The organism is Rahnella sp. BIGb0603 (genome assembly GCF_024808755.1).
Taxonomy (GTDB): Bacteria; Pseudomonadota; Gammaproteobacteria; order Enterobacterales; family Enterobacteriaceae; genus Rahnella; species Rahnella contaminans.
This window is the reverse complement of the sequence record NZ_JANUEX010000001.1, coordinates 1,017,526-1,038,778: the sequence shown is the minus strand read 5'-3', so window position 1 is coordinate 1,038,778 and position 21,253 is coordinate 1,017,526. Positions and strand designations below refer to the sequence as shown.

Genomic DNA, 21,253 nt, shown 5'->3' with positions numbered 1-21,253 from the left:
CCTTATGATCACGACCTTTGCGACGTTAACCATTGGACAGGCGCCGCGCAGCGATATTATGCCGCTGCTGATGGCGCATCTGCCGGCCAAATCAGTGACCCACGTGGGCCTGCTGGACGGAATGAGCACGGAGCAAATTGAGCAGCGATATGCGCCTGCGGAAGGCGATGCGGTGCTGGTTTCGCGTTTGCTGGACGGTTCGCAGGTCACCATGGCGGCGCATCGGGTTGAGCGCGGATTACAGGAAAAAATCGACGTTCTGGAAGCGCTCGGCTGCATGACTATTTTGCTGCTGTGTACCGGCGAATTTAAAAAGCTGCACGCCCGCAATGCGCTTCTGCTCGAGCCTGACCGGATTATCCCGCCACTGATTGGTGCGATTGTCGGCGGGCATCGCGCAGGAATTGTCGTGCCGATCGAAGAGCAGATCGTCGAGCAGTCTGGCAAATGGCGGAAGCTGTCCAAACCGCCGTGCTTTGCGGTGGCCAGCCCGTATATTTCCGATGACCAGACCATTATCGAAGCGGCGATGCGTCTGGCGCAGCAGGGTGCGGAAGTGGTGGTACTCGATTGTATTGGTTACACGCGGCATCACGCCGAATTGCTGAAAAAACATCTCAGCATTCCGGTTCTGTTGTCGAACGTGCTGATGGCAAAACTGGCGGCGGAACTGATCGTCTGACGCCGGGGAGTAAAGCGGTTATGTGCGGAGCGGATAGCCACCCACAATGGCACTGTGCGACGCTAAAATCAAATCAGCGACGCCGCTTTGCGGGCGGTGTCGTCTGGTGCAGATAAAGCGGTAATAATCAGTGACAGAATGAGGTTTGTGCCCCTAATATGGAGGCTCTGAAAATTATCGCAAAGGGCCAATCTATGTTGAAAAATAATGAGTATTTTGACGGGAAAGTTAAGTCGATTGGTTTTGACAGCGACAGTACGGGTTCAGCCAGCGTTGGCGTGATGGCCGTCGGCGAATACACTTTCGGCACCGCTAAGCCGGAAGAAATGACCGTCATCAGCGGCTCGCTGAAAGTGCTGATCCCGGGTTCTCCGGACTGGCAGGTCTTCAAACCGGGCGAAACCTTCTACATTCCGGGTAAAAGTGAATTCAATTTGCAGGTCGGCGAAACCACGTCGTATCTCTGCAAGTATCTGACCAAATAAATCATTCAGACACAGCAAAAAAAGAAAAGGCGCCAATGAGCGCCTTTTCTTATTCTTGCAGACCTGAAATTAACGTTGGGCTTCGCCGCCCAGCGCCTCAATCAGATTCTGGATTAATGCAGCCAGTTCACCGGTCATCAGCACGAAATCAGCATCGAAACGTCCGGCGAAATCTTCGCGATCGATGTCTTCGTTCTGGTCACGGATCACGTCGCTGAATTTCAGACGTTTGATGCTGCCGTCGTCGGCCAGAACAACGGCAATGCGTTCCTGCCAGTCGACGGCCAGCTTGGTGACCAGTTTGCCATTCTCGATGTGCGTGGCGATTTCGTCGCTGACCAGCGCCTGTTTCTTACAGCGGATCACGCCGCCTTCTTCAAGAATCGCTTTCAGCTCGGCTTCGTCCTGCAGGGCAAAACCGGCAGGCGTCTGGCCTGAACGCACCCATTCGGTCAGCGTCAGTTCGATCGGGCTTTCCATGGTTAATGGCACAACCGGCAGTGAACCGAGGCTTTTACGCAGCAGCGCCAGCATGTCTTCCGCTTTTTTCGCGCTGGCGGCATCGACCATGATCAGGCCGTTAACGGTGTCGATCCACATGAATGTCTGGCTGAAACGGCTGAATGCGCGCGGCATCAGGCTGTGCAGCACTTCGTCTTTCAGGGAATCTTTTTCGGTTTTCTTCAGCTTACGGTGTTGCTCACCTTCAAGCTGATCAATCTTCGCCTGTAACTCCTGTTTGATGACCGGAGAAGGCAGGATTTTTTCTTCTTTACGGGCGCAGATCAGGATCTGACCGCCGTTAACGTGAGTCAGCGCGTCGCCACCGTGGGAACCCATCGGTGAAACCCAGCCGGTTTTCGCCATATCCTGGCTGCCGCACGGGGTAAAGGTGAAAGCGCTGAGCTGTTTTTCCATTTCGTCAGCAGATAACGAAACTTCACGGCTCAAACGGTATACCAACAAATTCTTAAACCATAACATGGCGTTATCCCTGTCCCGGCGCACTCGTGGTACGCTGATTAAATGAATGCAGGGCGGCATGATAACCAATTGAGCGCCGGTCGTCGTTAAGAAATCACCGCAGCATGAAACATTGCATAACAGCTTATTCTGGTGACGACAGCAGCGAGCTTCTACACTGATTTAACCTCAAAAATAACTGACCCTACCGGCAGAAACAGGAGAGAAAACGTGCGAATTGGCATTGATTTAGGCGGCACAAAAATAGAAGTCATCGCGTTATCCGGCGAAGGGAAAGAACTGTTCCGCAAGCGGGTGGATACGCCAAGAAATGATTACGAACGCACGCTGAAAGCGATTGAAGGACTGGTGCTGGATGCTGAGAAAGGCACCGGCCAGCGCGGCAGCGTAGGACTCGGGATCCCAGGCACGTTGTCGCCGTTCACCGGTAAAGTGAAGAATGCCAATTCGGTCTGGCTGAACGGTCAGCAACTGGATGAAGATCTGGCGCTGTTGCTCAAACGCGAAGTGCATATTGCTAACGACGCGAACTGTCTGGCGGTTTCCGAAGCCACTGATGGCGCAGGCGCAGGCCGTCACACCGTGTTTGCCGTGATTATTGGTACCGGCTGCGGCTCCGGTATTGCGCTTAACGGCGTGGCGCACGCGGGCGGCAACGGCAATGCAGGCGAATGGGGACACAACCCGCTGCCGTGGCAGGATGAAGACGAAATTCAGTTTGCCCGCGACGTGCCGTGCTATTGCGGCAAATCCGGCTGCGTGGAGACGTTTGTGTCGGGCACCGGTTTTGCAGAAGATTATTTCCGGCTGTCAGGCCAGCGGCTGAAAGGTGCGGAAATTATTGAGCTTGTTGAGCAGGGCGACGAAACGGCGGAGCTGGCGCTGGGCCGCTACGAGCGTCGTCTGGCTAAAGCGCTGGCCAACGTGGTGAATATTCTGGATCCGGATGTCATCGTTTTTGGCGGCGGCATGAGCAACGTCGATCGTCTGTACCAGACCGTTCCCGTGCTGATCAAACAGTGGGTCTTTGGCGGCGAATGTGAAACGCCGATCCTTAAAGCGGTTCACGGCGATTCCAGCGGTGTTCGCGGTGCAGCCTGGTTGTGGCCGCAGTCGCGCTTCGCGTTGTAATTTTCTGGCAGACAAAAGCCGCATGATGTCACGGCATCATGCGGCTGTATCGTTTACTGCGACGGGACTTTAAATTCACTGCTCAGGCGGCTGACGCCCAGCCCGTTCACCTTGGTCACTTTGATTTGCACCGGAATGCGGTCTTTCATCGCTTCAACGTGGCTGATCACGCCAATGGTTTTACCGGAGGCGTTCAGGCTGTCGAGGGCGTCCAGCGCGGTGTCCAGCGTGTCGGCGTCGAGCGTACCGAAACCTTCGTCGAGGAACAGCGAATCGATGCGGGTTTTATCGCTCACCAGATCTGACAACGCCAGCGCCAGCGCCAGACTGACCAGGAAGCTCTCGCCGCCGGATAACGTGCGGGTATCACGCACGGCGTCTGCCTGCCACGTATCGACAACCTGCAACTCCAGCGCGTCGCTGGTTTTACGCTGCAACAGATAACGGCCATGCAGTTTTTCCAGCTGGCGGTTCGCCAGATACACCAGATGATCCAGCGTCAGCCCCTGCGCGAACTTACGGAATTTCGCGCCATCGCTGGAGCCAATCATCTGATTGAGATATCCCCAGTCATCACAGGTCAGCTGCGCCTGCGCAATCTGCGCGATTAACTGCTGCTGGCTGCCGCTGCGTTCCTTATCGAATTTAAGCTGATTACTCACTTCGCCGGTGCGCTGTTGCAGCGCTTTCAGGCTTTGTGACAGCGACTCCTGCTCGGCCATCAGCGCCGTGAGATCGCTTTCGTATTCACTCACATGCGCCGGGCGTGCGAGCCGCTGTTTCTCCAGTGTCTCTTTCGCGTCGCTTAACAACGCCTGAGCCTGTACCCGCTGTTTCTGCAACTGGTCTTTACGCTGAAGGAGTTGCTGGCGTAATGCGTCGTCGAGCATCGCGAGTTTCACTGCGTCTTCATCCGCAAACTCGCTGTGGGCCAGCGCCTGTTGCCAGTCTGTTTGTGCCTGATGCAGACGGGCCGTGGCCTGCTGATGTTGCAGTTGCGTGCTGGCGAGCTGACCGGCCAGTTTGTCGCGAAGTTCCTGCGCCCGGTGAAGGGCAGTCTCGGCTTCGCTGACCGCTTTCTCGGCGGCTTGTTGTTGCTGATGTAAGTGCTCGCGAACCTGCGTAACCTGACGGGCGCCGAAGAGTTCTGTGCGCTGCGCCGTCAGTTCCTTCAGCGTTTTCTCGCCATCCGCATACTGGGTTTGCAGGCGTTCAAGCTGTTCCAGAGACTTCGTCAGGTTTTGCTGCGTCAGCGTAAAACGCTCTGCCAGCAATGCACTCTGCTGCTGGACTTTTTGTTGTTCGCCGGCGGCTTCGCTGAGGGCATCTTTCGCCTGTTGCAGCGCACGGGCCAGCTGTTCATGCTGGCGGAGGGTTTCCTGCGTTTGCTGTTCTTCCTGATCGCATGACGCCAGCCATTGCTGAATGTCCGCCGCATCATTCAGGGTGAACGTCAGACCATGCGGAGCGCTGATTTTCTTCCAGTTTTCGAGATGCGCGTTCAGTTGCTGCTGGTCGTGCTCAAGCTGCGTTTGCAGGCGCAATTGGTGTTCTTTCAGGCTTTTAATTTTCGCGGCCAGCTCGATTCCGCTGGCTTTCGCTGCATCAAATTCCAGCTGCATTTTCTCAACACGCTGCGCGGTTTCAGACGGTTTGATCTCCTGATAACTTTCAATCGCCGGATGCGAGGTGGAACCGCACAGCGGGCAGGGTAGGCCGCTTTGCAGATTCGCGCGTTCTGCCGTCAGGCTGACGATCAGTTCCTCGCTTTTCAGCCGCGCTTTGACATCATTCAGATGCTCGAGCTGTTTCTGGCATTGCAGACGGATTTTGCCAAGGCGTTCTTCTTCTTCCGCGATTGCCGTCTGATTCTGCGCAAAATCCTGATGCTGCTGACGGACACGTGAGTCGAGCTGAGGGAAAATCTGTGCGAGTGAGAACAGCTGCTGGCGTACCGGACGCAGTTGCGCCAGTTCAGATTGCCGCTTCTGCAACGCCGTCAGCGGCTGCTGTTTTTCCAGTTCAACCTGACGCTGTTGCTGAGTCTCAAGCGCGGCGGTCAGCGTGGTGTGTTTCGCCTGATGCTGCTGACTCTGTACCTCCAGTTTCTGCCGTTCTTCGGTGATTTTCGCCAGCGTCGCGTTATGCTCACTGGCCTGTTTCTGTACTTCACTGACGGCCTGCTGCGTGTCAGTCAGTGATTTGTGCCACCGGGCAATTTCGCTATCCAGCGGCAGAACTTTTTCGTCCATCAGCGTCTGTAGCTGGCGCTGCTCTCCGGCCTGTTTCTGGCGAGCGGTTTTCGCCTGTTCCAGCGCCAAAGCCAGCGGTGTCATCTGTGCGGCCTGTTGTTGCTGTTGCTGAACCAGTTGCGTGAGCGCTTGCTGTAACTCCTGTGTTTCTTTCTCACAGCGCAACCGGTCGCTGAGCAGCGGACGCAGCTTTTCAGCCGGTTCACTGCGCGCGAGTTGTTGCAACTGCGGCGCTGCGGCGAGGTTTTCCTGCTCTGCCGCCGTCAGCTGCTGCTGAGATTGCTGATATTTTTGCTGCACCTGTTGCCATTGTTGCAGCCAGTTCAGATCCTGCTGGCGCTGAAGCGCCTGCTGGCTGAGGATAATTTCCTGCGCGTTCAGCGCGGCCAGTTCCGTTTCGAACGCCTGACGCTGCTCTTCGCTGAGCAACTCGATACCTGCCATACGCTGATACAAACCGTCGAGCTGATTTTTGGCTTCTTTATGTTGTTCAAACACGCGCTCAGAAAGCCGCCCGTAGATTTCGGTGCCGGTGAGTTCTTCCAGCAATTCCGCGCGGTCGTTGGCATCGGCATTCAGGAACGCGGCGAACTGGCCTTGTGAAAGCATCATTGATTTGGTGAAACGGCCAAAATCCAGCCCGGTCAGCTCGGCGATGGCATCAAGTTTATCGCGCACTTTGTCGGCCAGAATTTTTCCATCGGCCAGCAGTGCCAGTTCCACTTTCGGCGCCTGTAAATTGCCGTCCGGCGAGTTTTTGGCCCGGCGCTGGCTCCAGAACGCGCGGTAGCCAATGCCTTTGACCTCAAACTCGACTTCCGCCAGCGATTCGGCGGTGTGGCGGGTCATCAGTTCATTCTGACTCGGCGTGACGTTCAGACGCGGTGTCTGGTGATAAAGCGCCAGACAAATGGCGTCGAGCAGGGTGGTTTTCCCCGCGCCGGTCGGGCCGGTGATGGCAAATAAACCGTTGCTGGCAAACGGCTCAGCGGTGAAATCAATTTTCCATTCGCCTTCCAGCGAGTTCAGGTTTTTTAATCGCAGGCTGAGAATTTTCATTGTGCGCCGTCCTCCGCATTCTGACCGCTGGTGATCTGTTCAACGACCTGCGCAAACAGCGTGCGCATCCGCGCCTGACGCGGCTCATCAGGATCCGGTTCCAGCGCCAGACGTCGTTCAAACACGTCACTGACGCTCAGCTCGCTGAGCGTTTCTTTTTCCTGTTGTTCGATGCTGCTGATGCGCTGTTCTTTACTGCGGCGCAGCAGAACGACTTCCACCGGCAAATCTGCGGTCAGCGTCTGAATGCGTCGCTGAATATCGCTGAGATAATCCTGCGTGGCGACTTCGATATCCAGCCAGACCGGCTTTTGCATATCGCCGCCTGCAAACTGCGCCAGCTGTTTTTCGATTTCAGCCAGCGAACCTTTGATGATCTGCATAGGCTGGAAAACCGGGATTTCCAGCGTGTCGATGGCGTTAAGCGTAGCGCCGTCGAAATCGAGTAAGTACACACTTTTGGCTTTGCTCAGTTCGTCAAAACTCAGGGCAATCGGCGAGCCGCTGTAACGGATATGTTCGGTTTTTGCGACGCACTGGGCGCGGTGAATATGCCCGAGCGCCACGTAATCTACCGGCGGAAATGCCTGGGCCGGGAAGGCGTCGAGCGTGCCTATATAGATGTCGCGCACGGAGTCAGACGTGCTGACGCCGACGGTGGTCAGATGGCCGGTAGCGATAATGGGCAACGGCATACCAAGTTTCTGACGCTTCGCCAGTGCGGCCTGATATAGCGCGTCATAATGCGCCGCAATGGCTTCCTGCAACGCGAGCTGTTTGTCGCTGCCGGACTGTCCGGCCTGGCTGGCGAGTAAATCGCGCGGACGCAAAAACGGAATGGCACACAACACCGCGCCGGGCTGGCCTTCACGCGTGTTCAGCACTAAAACCTGTTCCTCCAGATTTTCGCCTACGGTGGCGATCACCCGTGTATTCAGGCACGAAAGCAGTTCGCGGGATTCATTGAGGGTGGCGACGGAATCGTGATTCCCGGCCAGCACCACCAGCTGACAGCCGGTTTGTTGTAATTCCACCACGAAGCGGTTGTACAACTCGCGGGCGTAACTGGGCGGCGAACCGGTATCAAAGATGTCCCCGGCGACAATGACGGCGTCCACCTGATGCTGCTGCACCTGACCGGTCAGCCAGCGCAAAAATGCCTGATGTTCAGCGGCGCGGCTTTTGGTAAAAAAGTACTGGCCGAGGTGCCAGTCGGAGGTGTGGATCAGGCGCATGAGACTCCCGTGTGAACCCTGTATGACGACAATGGTGCAAAGTATAAACGTCGGCGGGGGAACCTGTCCCCGATAAATCAGACCAATTTCAGCAGGATGGCGGGAATTTATCTGTCATATTTGCCTTAAATGAACCATCATTTTCATTCATAAATCTGTCACAAAACTGACGCATAATGGCGCCCGCAATCAAATAAAAGATCGCTAACCTATTGGCAGGACCTACGATGGCTAGACGTATATTGGTGGTTGAAGACGAAGCTCCAATCCGTGAAATGGTGTGTTTTGTACTGGAACAGAATGGATATCAGGCAGTAGAAGCTGAAGATTTTGATTCAGCGATTGGCCAGTTAGTGGAACCTTACCCAGAACTGATCCTGCTCGACTGGATGCTACCCGGCGGTTCCGGTATTCAGTTTATTAAGCACCTTAAACGTGAAGCACTGACCCGCGAAATTCCGGTGATGATGCTGACCGCTCGCGGTGAAGAAGAAGATCGGGTGCGCGGCCTGGAAGTCGGTGCCGATGATTACATCACTAAACCGTTTTCACCAAAAGAACTGGTTGCCCGTATTAAAGCGGTGATGCGCCGGATTTCGCCAATGGCGGTCGAAGAAGTGATCGACATGCAGGGGCTCAGTCTGGATCCGTCGTCTCACCGGGTGATGGCCAACGAGCAGGCGCTCGATATGGGGCCGACCGAATTTAAGTTGTTACACTTCTTTATGACCCATTCCGAACGCGTTTACAGCAGAGAACAGTTGCTCAATAACGTGTGGGGCACTAACGTTTATGTGGAAGATCGCACGGTAGACGTGCATATTCGTCGTTTGCGTAAAGCGCTGGAAACCAGTGGACATGACAGAATGATCCAGACTGTTCGTGGTACCGGATATCGTTTCTCAACGCGTTATTGAGTCCCCCACAGCGGAGAACCTGTGTGTTAGAACGTTTGTCATGGAAACGTCTGGCCGGCGAATTTTTTCTCTTTTGTCTGCCAGCCCTGATCCTCGGAATTTTCGTCGGCCATTTCGGCTGGCTCCTCTTTGCGTCGCTGGTCGCGGCGCTGGGCTGGAATTATTACAATCAGCTTAAACTCTCTCACTGGCTGTGGCTTGACCGCAGCATCACCCCGCCGAACGGGCGCTGGAGCTGGGAACCGCTGTTTTACGGGCTGAACCAGATGCAGATGCGTAACCGGCGACGTCGTCGTGAATTAGGTCAGTTGATCAAACGTTTCCGCAGCGGTGCCGAATCGCTGCCGGATGCGGTGGTTCTGGCGACGGAAGAAGGCAATATCTTCTGGTGTAACGGACTGGCGCAGGATCTGCTCGGTTTCCGCTGGCCGGAAGATAACGGCCAGCATATTTTTAACCTGCTGCGTTATCCGGAATTCCGCACCTGGATCCAGACCCGTGACTTCAGCCGTGCCCTGAATCTGCAACTCAATAATGAACATTACGTCGAGTTTCGCGTGATGCCGTATTCCGAGGGGCAGCTTCTGATGGTGGCGCGTGACGTCACGCAGATGCGTCAGCTCGAAGGCGCGCGACGTAACTTCTTTGCCAACGTCAGCCATGAACTTCGCACGCCGCTCACTGTGTTGCAGGGGTATCTGGAAATGATGGAAGACGCCAAGCTGGAAGAGCCGTTCCGCACCAAAGCGCTGGATACGATGCAGGAGCAGACGAGGCGTATGGACGGGCTGGTGAAGCAGCTTCTGACCCTGTCGAAAATCGAAGCATCCGCCAATATCGATATGCACGAGAAGGTCGATATTCCGGTGATGCTCAGCATGCTTGAGCGGGAAGTGCAGACGTTAAGCGGCGGGAAACATGAAGTGGTGTTTCGCGTAAACGAAAAGCTGAAAGTCTTTGGCAATGAAGATCAGCTGCGCAGTGCGGTATCGAATCTGGTGTATAACGCCGTGAATCACACCCCGCCGGGCACGCGGATTGAAGTCAGCTGGCAGCAAATTCAACATGGCGCGCAGTTTCAGATAAGTGACAACGGGCCGGGCATTGCGCCGCAGCACTTACCGCGTCTGACCGAACGTTTTTACCGTGTGGATAAGGCGCGCTCACGCCAGACCGGCGGCAGCGGACTGGGGCTCGCCATCGTAAAACATGCGCTCAGCCACCATAATTCGAAACTCGAAGTTCTCAGCGAAGTCGGCGTCGGCACGCGGTTTATGTTCACGCTGGCACCAAAATTGATTGTTCCTCAGGGTTCAGACTCCCCGGTCACCGTAAAACCTTAATTTCAGCAATTTACATAAAGTCTGTTATCAGCCGATAGCAGGCTTTTTCATTTCTATTTATGGCGCGATTCTGCCTGATGATCATGAATTTATTTCACGTCCCATGAAAATTCCTCTGTTGTGAGTGAAGAGGCTGCATGACAGTATGGCCTTAAAGCCGTTTAGACATCCAGATGTCTATAAATAACGCAACGTAATTATTTACTTTGTAAATCATTCGCATTCCGCCAGGGGCGTGATGCCATAAGGAGTTTTCATGCAACGTACTACCCCTCCGTTCCGCGCTGACGTCGTTGGCAGTTTCCTGCGTCCGGCCGCGATCAAAGAAGCCCGCAAACAGTTTCAGGCCGGTGAAATTAATGCAGTACAGCTGCGCGCGGTGGAAGACACTGAAATCCGCCGTGTGGTGGATTTGCAGCGTGAAGCCGGTCTGCAGGTGGTGACGGATGGCGAGTTCCGCCGTGCGTGGTGGCACTTTGACTTCTTCGAAGGCCTGGAAGGGGTGGAAGGTTATGATGCGGTTCAGGGGATCCAGTTCAACGGCGTACAGACGAAAGCGCGCAGTATCAAAGTGGTGAGCAAACTCGGTTTTGGTTCGCACCCGATGCTGGAAGATTTCCGTTTCCTGAAAAGTATCAGCGGAACGGCTGTGCCGAAAATGACTATTCCCAGCCCGAGCGTGATGCATTTTCGCGGTGGCCGAAATGCTATCAGCAAAGACGTTTATCCTGATCTGAAAGACTATTTTGACGATCTGGCACAGGTTTACCGGGACGCGATCAAAGCTTTTTACGATGCCGGCTGTCGTTATCTGCAACTCGACGATACCGTCTGGGCGTATCTGTGTTCTGAAGATCAGAAGAAACAAATCCGCGAACGGGGTGACTCTCCGGAAGAGTTAGCACGTACTTACGCTGACGTGCTCAACAAAGCCATCGCCGGTAAACCTGACGATCTGGTGATTGGCCTGCATGTTTGCCGCGGTAACTTCCGTTCAACCTGGATTTCTGAAGGTGGCTATGAGCCGGTGGCAGAGATTCTGTTTGGCGGTGTGAATATCGACGCCTTCTTCCTGGAATATGACAATGAACGTTCAGGCGGTTTTGAGCCACTGCGTTTCATCAAAAAAGGTCATCAGCAGGCGGTTCTGGGGCTGATCACCACCAAATCCGGTGAACTTGAGCTGGCGAAAACCGTGGAAGCACGGATCGCAGAGGCGGCTGAATATCTGGACATTAACCAGATTTGCCTGAGCCCGCAGTGTGGCTTCGCGTCTACGGAAGAAGGCAATAGCCTGACCGAAGCGCAGCAGTGGGAAAAACTTAAACTGGTGGTGGATATCGCCGCCCGCGTCTGGTAAATCCGGAAAGCGGCTAAATTTTGCCCTCGTAAAAATGCTGGATATTGTGCGTGAAATGACCTGTGGATGGTGATTTCACGCATTTTTAATCTTATCGGAGCATATCTTGTGCTTTGTTCGTTCAAAAATCATACATATCATATTGCGTGTTTTGGAAGGTATTTAGTGATTGTTACTGCTTTGCCGTATTAATCTGGTTGAACACTCTGCTTTTTCGATCACGGCTTGCCTTTCTACGCTATAAACGTTTACCTTAAGCCCCGCTGTCGCTCGATACTCCCTGCATAACAACGTAATCATCTGCATATCATCAGGCGTTTTTAGCTCACTCCGATCCTCACATTGGTGTTCTCTGGCTATGACAACGCCATTCATCCTTCTGACGGAGTAGCACGACGACAGCATCGGACACTTTATTCATTTGAACAGGCAACACGACACCAATCATGAGTACTCGTTTAACAAATAAAGATATTCTGGCGCTGGGTTTCATGACCTTCGCCTTATTCGTCGGGGCAGGAAACATCATTTTCCCGCCGATGGTAGGCTTGCAGGCCGGTCATGAAGTCTGGTGGGCAGCTGCCGGGTTTATGATCACGGCGGTAGGGCTTCCTGTGATGACCGTGATTGCGCTTGCGCGCGTCGGTGGCGGTGTTGACGCCCTGAGTACGCCTATTGGTCGTGGTGCCGGTATTCTTCTGGCGACTGTCTGTTATCTGGCTGTGGGCCCGCTGTTTGCCACACCACGTACGGCGACGGTTTCCTTTGAAGTCGGTATCGCACCGATGACCGGTGACGGCCCGCTGCCTCTGCTGATTTACAGCGTGATTTATTTCGCTCTGGTGATTGGTATCTCCCTGTATCCGGGCCGTCTGCTCGATACCGTCGGGCATTTCCTTGCACCGCTGAAAATGGTGGCGCTGGGCGCGCTGGGTATCGCTGCACTGCTATGGCCTGCCGGTCAGTCCATGCCTGCGGTTGACGCTTACCAGACGGTGCCGTTCTCCAGCGGTTTTGTTAACGGCTATCTGACGATGGATACGCTGGGCGCGCTGGTCTTCGGGATTGTTATCGTTAACGCCGCACGTTCGCGTGGCGTGACCGATGCCAAACTGCTGACCCGTTATACGGTTCTGGCAGGGCTGATTGCCGGTCTGGGCCTGATGCTGGTCTATCTGAGTCTGTTCAAACTGGGCGAAAACAGTGCCTCGCTGGTGCCAAATGCAACAAACGGCGCGGTGATCCTGCATGCTTACGTGGCACATACTTTTGGCAGCGTGGGTAGTTTCTTCCTCGGTGCGCTGATTTTCATCGCCTGTATGGTCACCGCGGTTGGTCTGACCTGCGCCTGTGCTGAGTTCTTCGCTCAGTATCTGCCGTTGTCATATAAAACGCTGGTCTTCATTCTGGGTCTGTTCTCAATGCTGGTGTCCAACCTGGGCCTGAGCCATCTGATTCAGATTTCCGTACCGGTTCTGACTGCGATTTATCCGCCGTGTATTGCGCTGGTTGTACTGAGCTTTACCCTGCGCTGGTGGAACAGCACTACGCGTATCGTCGCACCTGTGATGGTTGTCAGCCTGGTCTTCGGTATTGTTGACGGCATCAAAGCTTCTGCTTTTGCAGATCTGATGCCAGCCTGGACTGCGAACCTGCCGCTGGCGGCGCAAGGTCTGGCCTGGTTACCACCGTCATTATTAATGCTGGTGCTGGCCGGTATTTATGACAAAATCAGCGGTCCGCGTAGCGTCACTGCGCACCAATGATCATTTGGTGAATGTTCAACGGCATAAAATATAATTAGTCTGCTGAATGTTTCGCCAATCGGGCCACGGAGAATCTTCCGTGGCTTTTTCATTGGCAGGTAAAAAAGTTAATTTCTTAAAATACGCACTTTTGATATTTAAAAAACATACGGGTTAATGCACATGCAGCAAGAAGCTGAACAACCAACAGAGCAAAAAGAAGCGCCAGGCACGAAGCTAAAACGTGGCCTGACAACGCGCCATATTCGCTTTATGGCACTGGGATCAGCCATCGGTACCGGGTTATTTTACGGATCTGCCGATGCCATCAAAATGGCCGGACCAAGCGTGCTGCTTGCCTATCTGGTCGGCGGGATCATCGCATTTATCATCATGCGTGCATTGGGTGAGATGTCCGTTAATAATCCGCAGAGCGGGTCGTTCTCCCGTTACGCGCAGGATTATCTCGGGCCGATGGCCGGCTACATCACCGGCTGGACGTATTGTTTTGAGATTCTGATTGTCGCGATTGCCGATGTTACGGCGTTCGGTATTTACATGGGCGTGTGGTTCCCGGATGTACCACAATGGACCTGGGTGCTGAGTGTGGTGCTGATTATCGGCGCTATCAATCTGGTGAGCGTGAAGGTGTTTGGTGAACTGGAGTTCTGGTTCTCCTTCTTCAAAGTTTTCACCATCATCATCATGATCATTGCCGGTTTCGGTATTATCTTCTGGGGCATTGGCAACGGTGGGCAGGCGACCGGTATCCACAATCTGTGGACGAACGGCGGCTTCTTCAGCCAGGGCATCATGGGCACGATCCTGTCGTTGCAACTGGTGATGTTTGCCTATGGCGGTATCGAGATCATCGGTATTACCGCCGGTGAAGCGGAAGACCCGAAGAAATCTATTCCGAAAGCCATCAACTCCGTTCCACTGCGTATTCTGGTGTTCTACGTGGGTACGCTGTTTGTGATTATGTCGATTTTCCCATGGAATCAGGTGGGGACGCAGGGCAGCCCGTTCGTGCTGACGTTCCAGCACATGGGGATTGCGGCGGCGGCAACCATTCTGAACTTCGTGGTGATCACCGCGTCTCTTTCTGCGATTAACAGTGACGTGTTCGGCGTGGGCCGTATGCTGCACGGTATGGCAGAGCAGGGGCAGGCGCCTAAAATGTTCAGCAAAGTTTCGCGTCTTGGCACGCCGTGGGTCACAGTTCTGGTGATGATGGCGGCGCTGCTGGTGGCGGTTTATCTGAACTACATCATGCCGTCCAGCGTATTCCTGGTGATTGCGTCTCTGGCGACATTCGCGACCGTTTGGGTGTGGATTATGATCCTGTTCTCCCAGATCGGTTTCCGTCGCAAGCTCAGCAAACAGCAGATTAAAGAGCTGGAATTCCCGCTACGCGGCGGCGTTTATACCTCGGTCTTCGGGATCATTTTCCTGGTGTTTATTATCGGGCTGATTGGTTACTTCCCGGATACCCGCGTGTCGCTGTATGTCGGTCTGGTTTGGGTTGTGGCGCTGCTGGTCGGTTACCGCTTCAAATTGCGTAACGACCGTAAGAAAGCAGCACTGGCGCTCAGCAACAAAGCGTAAGCAAGCACTTACCTTCCGGTAAAGAAACGCCCCCGATATCATCGAGATAGCGGGGGCGTTTTTTTTCTACGCAGGAAGATTAATAACCTATTGCTGCACCTGCCGGCCGGCGCACATCATTCGCGCCGTACAGATAGCCTTCGCGCACTTTACCCGATACTGCAGAGTCGTTACCTGAAGTGGCCGGTGTCACGCCAGCAGCACCCGGCAATCCCACCATAATCAGTTCTGCTGCGCCCCACGGTGTTTGTTCAACCATTTTATAGCCCATCTTTTGCAGGATGTTCAGGCTGTCCTGAGAAACGCCACGCTGCTCGTAATAGACTTCATCCGGCAACCACTGATGGTGAATACGCGGCGCATTCACGGCTTCCTGCGGTGGCATTCCGTGATCGATTACATTCAGCGCCGTCTGCAGGGTAATGGTGATGATGCGTGAACCGCCCGGTGAACCCAGAACCATGAAGGTTTTACCGTCCTTAGTCACCAGGCTCGGGCTCATTGACGATAGTGGGCGCTTACCGGGGGCGATTGAATTTTTCGGCCCCTGCACCAGACCGAACAGATTTTTCTCACCAATTTTGGTGGTGAAATCATCCATTTCGTCGTTAAGGAAGAAACCGGTGCCCGGTGCAATGACCACAGAACCAAACAGACCATTGATAGTGTAAGTGGTGGAGACCGCATTACCCATTTTATCGACGATAGAATAATGGGTGGTTTCCGGTTTCTCGTGGGGTTCCATACCGGGCTGAACCTGTGTAGAAGGCGTGGCTTTATCCGCTTCTATTTTCTTACGGATTTCCTCCGCGTAACTTTTGCTGACCAGACGATCGATCGGGTTTTTTACAAATTCCGGATCGCCGAGATAGGTATTGCGGTCCATGTAGGCATGGCGCATGGCTTCGGTGAGGACGTGAATTGAAGCCGCCGAGTTGAAGCCCATACTTTTCAGGTCATAACCTTCGACGATGTTGAGAATTTCACACATCGTCACACCGCCGGAACTCGGAGGAGGGGCGGACACAAATTTATAGCCGCGATAGCTGCAAGTGATCGGCGCGTCTTCAGTGACTTTATAGTTTGCGAAATCCGCCGCTGTCAGGATGCCGCCCCCTTTTTTTGATGCCGCTTCGACAGCTGCCGGGATTTTGCCTTTATAGAAAGCATCCGGCCCGTTTTTTGATATAGATTCCAGCGTATTGGCTAAATCGGTTTGCACCAGTGTATCGCCGGGCTGGAATGCGCTGCCGTCTTTATGCAGGAAGATACGCGCCGCTTCAGGATCTTCTTTGAAGCGGTCGACCTTGGTATCGAGAATATCGGTATCGCCACGGGTGAGCACAAAACCTTCGCGCGCCAGTTTAATCGCCGGCGCCATGACTTGCTGGCGGGTCAGTTTGCCGTATTCCTTCTGCACCGTATCTAATCCTAAAACCGTACCCGGTACACCGGCGGCAAGATAGCCGTAGAGGCTGGCGCCTTTTTTTACGTTACCGTCGGCGTCGAGATACATATTGGCGCTGGCGGCAGCTGGTGCCGTTTCGCGAAAGTTAATAAAGGTGTCTTTACCATTGGCAAGATGCACCGTCATGAAGCCACCGCCGCCGATATTGCCACAACACGGGTTGACGACGGCCTGCGCATAACCGACTGCTACGGCGGCATCAATGGCATTACCGCCCATTTTGAGAATATCGACGCCAACCTGCGACGCCAGATGTTGCGAGGTGACAACCATGCCATTTTTGGCTTCAACCGCAGGACCGGATGCGGCGTACAACGGGAAGCTGGTCAGTAAAGCCAGCGCGATGAGTGATTTCCGTAACATAGGGGCTCCTGTTTATTACCCTGTCTTATGAGTCATAACCTTCAGGTTATTGTGTGATAACGCTTTTTTGTTTTTTAATCCGGCAGTATTTCGACAAATAACTATGCAAACTGCACGCCATAATGACGCGACCGGGACGTTTTCAGCGTAGACGCAAAACAGGAATAACGGGGAGCAGGAAGAGGAAATTGTGATCGTGCCGGACGGCAGCCAAAAAAAAACGGCCAGCTAAGCTGACCGTTGATAACCGTTAAATCCGTGAAGGGATTACAGGTTTGAAGCGTTTTCAGACAGGTATTTAGCCACGCCATCCGGAGATGCGCCCATGCCTTTTTTGCCTTTTTCCCACTGAGCCGGGCACACTTCGCCGTGCTCTTCGTGGAATTGCAGTGCGTCAACCATACGCAGCATTTCGTCGATGTTACGGCCCAGTGGCAGATCGTTCACTACCTGGTGACGAACAACGCCTTCTTTGTCAATCAGGAAAGAGCCGCGCAGTGCAACGCCAGCGTCCGGATGTTCGATACCGTAGGCTTTCTGAATTTCGCGTTTGATATCAGCAACCATTGCGTATTTAACAGGACCGATACCGCCTTTCTCAACCGGCGTGTTACGCCATGCGTTGTGAACGAACTCGGAGTCGAAGGAAACACCAACAACTTCTACGCCACGATTCTGGAATTCTTCGTAACGGTGATCGAAAGCGATCAGCTCAGAAGGACACACAAAAGTGAAGTCCATTGGCCAGAAGAAGATAACAGTTGGTTTGCCTGCTGTGTGTTTTTTGAAGTTGAAGTTTTCAACTACTTCGCCGCTACCAAGTACTGCTGCTGCGGTAAAGTCAGGGGCTGGGCGAGTTACCAGAACCATAAATTACTCCTTTAAGACCCTTGAGGGTGTCGTAGGTGAGTGGAAAGGGTGAACAAAACGACTGCCAGTATAGGGGCAACCCTCAGGTGAATAAACCCCTTCAGACCAATCAATCAGATAGCACTCGGCTATCAGTCTTTGACGTAAGTCTCAATCTTCTTTAACAACAACCCGCTGTTTTGCAGGGGATCGTGCCGTCACTCACAACTTTATGGAGTTATTCAGAGTTCGCGGTCTTTCGCCTGCTGCATCATGACCGGATAAAATTGCCAGAAGAGTTGCTCAAGTGCGTCGTAATTGAGCTCTATATCGTGGAAAGAGCCGCTCAGTGCGCTGAGTTTTGGGCGGCGGTTCGCCATGCCCTGCAAGACTTCGCCGATGAACGGCAGAACGGCATAACGCTCCAGCCAGCGCTGTGGCCAGATAAAGTTATTCAGGTTCTGAAAACGTTCCGGCATGCCCGGAAGCTGCGGCTCGATTTCCTGCTGACAGGCGGCGATAAAATCTTCCAGCGGCTGTTGCGGATGCAGGGAATTCCAGTGGCGCGACAGGAAGTGATCCCACACCACGTCGAGCGTAATCGGCGAGACGCGGCGGAAATCATCCCGAAAATAGCTGCGGGCAATTTTCACTTCGGGCAGGGAATCCGTCATGACATCGACGCGACGATGCATGCGGATCCCACTGACAATTTCCGGGCTGTATTGCCCGTCAGGATTACCCCGAACAAAATCCGCCAGCAGATTGCCCAGCAGGGAACTGTCGGCCAGAGAGGCCAGATGGAGGTGCGCTAAAAAATTCATCGGGCGAGTATAACGCAGGAAAGTTGATCCCTGACAGGGCAGCGGGTGCCTTTCTTCGTTCATAAGCTTGCAGGGGATGCCCCGTCCCACTAGACTAAGCCGCCTGTTTTTGTCGTTAAAGTGAAGTGAAAAGCCATGCGTGTTGCCGATTTTTCTTTTGAACTCCCGGAATCCCTGATTGCCCGCTATCCGCAGACCCAGCGCAGCGGCTGTCGTTTGTTGTCTCTTGACGGGCCGAGCGGTGAGTTAACGCACGGCGTGTTCACCGATATTCTCGATAAAATCCTGCCCGGCGATCTGCTGGTCTTCAATAATACCCGCGTGATCCCGGCCCGCGTTTTTGGCCGTAAAGTCAGCGGTGGTAAAATTGAAGTGCTGGTTGAGCGCGTGCTCGATTCGCACCGCGTTCTGGCGCACGTTCGCGCGTCGAAATCGCCAAAGCCGGGCGCTGAACTGCTGCTGGGTGATAACGAAGATATTAAAGCCACGATGGTGGCGCGTCACGACACCCTGTTTGAGCTGCAATTTAATGAAGACCGCGATGTCTTTACGCTGCTCAATGAAATCGGCCATATGCCGTTGCCGCCTTATATTGATCGTCCGGATGAAGATGCTGACCGCGAGCTGTATCAGACGGTTTACAGCGAACGCCCGGGCGCCGTTGCCGCACCGACCGCCGGTCTGCACTTTGACCAGCCGCTGCTGGATGCGCTGAAAGAAAAAGGCGTTGAGCTGGCGTTTGTCACGCTGCACGTCGGCGCGGGGACTTTCCAGCCGGTGCGCGTTGACACCATTGAAGACCACATCATGCACGCTGAGTACGCCGAAGTGCCTCAGGAAGTAGTCGATGCGGTTCTGGCGTGTAAAGCGCGCGGCAATAAAGTGGTGGCTGTGGGCACTACGTCAGTTCGTTCTCTGGAAAGCGCGGCGAAAGCCAGTGAAAGCGCGCTGATCGCGCCATTCTTCGGCGATACTAAAATCTTCATTTATCCGGGATACCATTATCAGGTGATTGATTGCCTGATTACCAATTTCCATCTGCCTGAATCCACGCTGATCATGCTGGTGTCGGCGTTTGCCGGATACAAAAATACCATGAATGCCTACCACCAGGCGGTGGCAGAGCAGTACCGTTTCTTCAGTTATGGCGATGCGATGTTCATCAACCGTAACCCACTGGCGCCGCAGGAAGTGGTGGGTCAGTAAACCTGAATCAGCAGTTAACGGCCTGGACGCACTCGGTGTATTCAGGCTTTCTTTTCCGGGCGTCATGCCACGGACTTAACCTCATCAGACTGTTTCTCTGATGCTGGAGGCAATGTGAAATACGAATTAAGCACTACCGATGGCCGTGCGCGTCGCGGACGTCTGGTCTTTGAACGTGGCGTGGTTGAAACTCCGGCATTTATGCCTGTGGGCACTTACGGCACCGTAAAAGGCATGACTCCGGAAGAAGTCAAAGAAACCGGCGCACAGATTTTACTGGGCAACACGTTCCACCTGTGGCTGCGTCCGGGGCAGGAGATCATGAAACTGCACGGCGATCTGCATGATTTCATGAACTGGCATGGCCCGATCCTCACCGACTCCGGCGGCTTCCAGGTTTTCAGCCTGGGCGCGATGCGTAAGATTAAAGAAGAAGGTGTGCATTTCCGCAATCCGATCAACGGTGATCCGGTGTTCCTGAGCCCGGAAAAATCCATGGAGATCCAAAACGATCTGGGTTCTGACATTGTGATGATCTTCGATGAATGTACGCCATATCCTGCTGACTGGGATTACGCAAAACGTTCGATGGAAATGTCTTTACGCTGGGCAAAACGTAGCCGCGATCGCTTCAACGAGTTGAATAATAAGAATGCTTTGTTCGGGATTATTCAGGGAAGCGTTTACGAAGATTTACGAGATGTATCATTAAAAGGGCTGGTAGATATCGGCTTTGATGGTTACGCTGTGGGCGGTTTGGCAGTAGGCGAGCCGAAAGAAGACATGCACCGTATCCTTGAGCACGTTTGCCCGCAAATCCCGGAAGACAAACCACGTTATCTGATGGGCGTGGGTAAACCGGAAGATTTGGTTGAAGGCGTACGTCGCGGTATCGATATGTTTGACTGCGTCATGCCAACGCGTAATGCGCGTAACGGCCACCTGTTTGTCACCGACGGTATCGTAAAAATCCGTAACGCCAAGCATAAAGATGACACCTCGACGCTCGACGAACACTGTGATTGTTACACATGTCGCAATTATAGCCGCGCCTACTTGCATCATCTCGACCGTTGCAACGAAATTCTCGGTGCGCGGTTGAATACCATCCATAACCTGCGCTATTACCAGCGTCTGATGGCCGGTTTACGCCAGGCTATCGAAGAAGGTAAATTAGAGCAGTTTGTGACAGACTTCTACGAGCGCAAAGGCAAGCCAGTTCCGCCTTTAAACTTCTGATTTCTTTGCCGTGTCGGCATCTCCACAAGGTGGTGCCGATTTTATCATTTGTTGAACCGGCATTATGGGGTATTGTGCGAGACGTTTCATCGCCAGACTCCGGCTTGGATCACTGTTATTTTCTAAAACAATTTTGCTTCACAACAACAATGAGGGAATTTAAATGAGTCTTTTCATTTCCGATGCTGTCGCAGCGACTGGCGCACCATCACAGGGAAGTCCTTACTCTCTGGTTATTATGCTGGTGGTATTTGGTCTGATTTTCTATTTCATGATCCTGCGCCCGCAGCAAAAGCGTTCTAAAGAACACAAAAAACTGATGGATTCCATCGGTAAAGGTGACGAAGTCATGACCACGGGTGGTTTGATCGGTCGCGTAACGAAAGTAGCCGAAACTGGCTATGTGGTTATCGCACTGAACGACACTAACGAAGTGATGATCAAGCGTGACTTCGTGGCAGCAGTTCTGCCAAAAGGCACGATGAAGTCTATCTAATTTTCGA

Annotated in this window: 17 protein-coding genes; 11 read left to right on the top strand and 6 right to left on the bottom strand. The window is 53.6% G+C overall.

What is annotated here, in order from left to right:
• Positions 1-4: 4 nt before the first annotated feature.
• Together M2403_RS04940 and ppnP are read left to right on the top strand one after the other, a co-directional pair.
• Positions 5-682 (top strand): AroM family protein, encoded by a 678-nt coding sequence (locus tag M2403_RS04940; RefSeq protein ID WP_165059273.1) that lies wholly within the window; start codon positions 5-7, stop codon positions 680-682.
• A gap of 194 nt (positions 683-876) precedes the next feature.
• Entirely contained in the window at positions 877-1,167 is a 291-nt protein-coding gene (ppnP, locus tag M2403_RS04935) for a pyrimidine/purine nucleoside phosphorylase (RefSeq protein WP_101075794.1), read from the top strand.
• A gap of 69 nt (positions 1,168-1,236) precedes the next feature.
• On the opposite strand, the gene rdgC is transcribed toward ppnP, so the two are convergent.
• Positions 1,237-2,151, bottom strand: a complete 915-nt coding sequence (gene rdgC / locus M2403_RS04930) for a recombination-associated protein RdgC (RefSeq protein WP_101075448.1) — start codon at positions 2,149-2,151, stop codon at positions 1,237-1,239.
• Between the two features lie 210 nt (positions 2,152-2,361).
• On the opposite strand from rdgC, the gene mak reads away from it, so the two are divergent.
• Complete coding sequence (mak, locus tag M2403_RS04925) at positions 2,362-3,282, top strand: fructokinase (RefSeq protein ID WP_259228623.1); 921 nt, start codon at positions 2,362-2,364, stop codon at positions 3,280-3,282.
• Between the two features lie 53 nt (positions 3,283-3,335).
• Here mak and sbcC read toward each other — a convergent pair whose 3' ends face one another.
• Positions 3,336-6,593 (bottom strand): exonuclease subunit SbcC, encoded by a 3,258-nt coding sequence (sbcC, locus tag M2403_RS04920; protein ID WP_259228622.1) that lies wholly within the window; start codon positions 6,591-6,593, stop codon positions 3,336-3,338.
• Positions 6,590-7,828 carry an exonuclease subunit SbcD gene (gene sbcD / locus M2403_RS04915; protein WP_259228621.1) on the bottom strand — a complete coding sequence of 413 codons (1,239 nt, stop codon included), beginning with the start codon at positions 7,826-7,828 and terminating at the stop codon, positions 6,590-6,592. The genes sbcC and sbcD overlap by 4 nt, the downstream gene beginning before the upstream one ends.
• A gap of 227 nt (positions 7,829-8,055) precedes the next feature.
• Here sbcD and phoB point away from each other — a divergent pair, with 227 nt between their 5' ends.
• The 5 genes from phoB to proY all read left to right on the top strand — a co-directional run bounded on the left by phoB (position 8,056) and on the right by proY (position 14,801).
• Positions 8,056-8,745 (top strand): phosphate response regulator transcription factor PhoB, encoded by a 690-nt coding sequence (gene phoB, locus M2403_RS04910; protein WP_013576682.1) that lies wholly within the window; start codon positions 8,056-8,058, stop codon positions 8,743-8,745.
• A gap of 23 nt (positions 8,746-8,768) precedes the next feature.
• Positions 8,769-10,088 (top strand): phosphate regulon sensor histidine kinase PhoR, encoded by a 1,320-nt coding sequence (gene phoR / locus M2403_RS04905; protein ID WP_152327848.1) that lies wholly within the window; start codon positions 8,769-8,771, stop codon positions 10,086-10,088.
• Between the two features lie 256 nt (positions 10,089-10,344).
• Complete coding sequence (locus M2403_RS04900; RefSeq protein ID WP_152327849.1) at positions 10,345-11,448, top strand: cobalamin-independent methionine synthase II family protein; 1,104 nt, start codon at positions 10,345-10,347, stop codon at positions 11,446-11,448.
• Positions 11,449-11,894: 446 nt separating this feature from the next.
• Entirely contained in the window at positions 11,895-13,214 is a 1,320-nt protein-coding gene (gene brnQ / locus M2403_RS04895; RefSeq protein WP_165059281.1) for a branched-chain amino acid transport system II carrier protein, read from the top strand.
• Positions 13,215-13,370: 156 nt separating this feature from the next.
• Positions 13,371-14,801, top strand: coding sequence for a proline-specific permease ProY (gene proY, locus M2403_RS04890; protein WP_165059282.1), 1,431 nt, complete (start codon positions 13,371-13,373; stop codon positions 14,799-14,801).
• A 79-nt stretch (positions 14,802-14,880) separates the two neighbouring features.
• Here proY and ggt read toward each other — a convergent pair whose 3' ends face one another.
• The 3 genes from ggt to M2403_RS04875 form a co-directional block, all read right to left on the bottom strand.
• Positions 14,881-16,632, bottom strand: a complete 1,752-nt coding sequence (ggt, locus tag M2403_RS04885) for a gamma-glutamyltransferase (protein WP_152327852.1) — start codon at positions 16,630-16,632, stop codon at positions 14,881-14,883.
• Between the two features lie 267 nt (positions 16,633-16,899).
• Positions 16,900-17,502 carry a peroxiredoxin C gene (locus M2403_RS04880; RefSeq protein ID WP_013576674.1) on the bottom strand — a complete coding sequence of 201 codons (603 nt, stop codon included), beginning with the start codon at positions 17,500-17,502 and terminating at the stop codon, positions 16,900-16,902.
• A 221-nt stretch (positions 17,503-17,723) separates the two neighbouring features.
• Positions 17,724-18,305 (bottom strand): ACP phosphodiesterase, encoded by a 582-nt coding sequence (locus tag M2403_RS04875; RefSeq protein ID WP_152327853.1) that lies wholly within the window; start codon positions 18,303-18,305, stop codon positions 17,724-17,726.
• A gap of 135 nt (positions 18,306-18,440) precedes the next feature.
• On the opposite strand from M2403_RS04875, the gene queA reads away from it, so the two are divergent.
• The 3 genes from queA (at position 18,441) to yajC (ending at position 21,246) form a co-directional block, all read left to right on the top strand.
• The gene (queA, locus tag M2403_RS04870) at positions 18,441-19,511 is read left to right on the top strand and encodes a tRNA preQ1(34) S-adenosylmethionine ribosyltransferase-isomerase QueA (protein ID WP_152327854.1); all 1,071 of its coding nucleotides are present in this window, start codon (positions 18,441-18,443) and stop codon (positions 19,509-19,511) included.
• A gap of 114 nt (positions 19,512-19,625) precedes the next feature.
• The gene (gene tgt, locus M2403_RS04865; RefSeq protein WP_152327855.1) at positions 19,626-20,750 is read left to right on the top strand and encodes a tRNA guanosine(34) transglycosylase Tgt; all 1,125 of its coding nucleotides are present in this window, start codon (positions 19,626-19,628) and stop codon (positions 20,748-20,750) included.
• 163 nt (positions 20,751-20,913) lie between these two features.
• A complete protein-coding gene (yajC, locus tag M2403_RS04860; RefSeq protein ID WP_013576670.1) occupies positions 20,914-21,246 on the top strand; it encodes a preprotein translocase subunit YajC in 333 nt (110 codons plus the stop codon).
• The last annotated feature ends 7 nt before the right edge of the window (positions 21,247-21,253 follow it).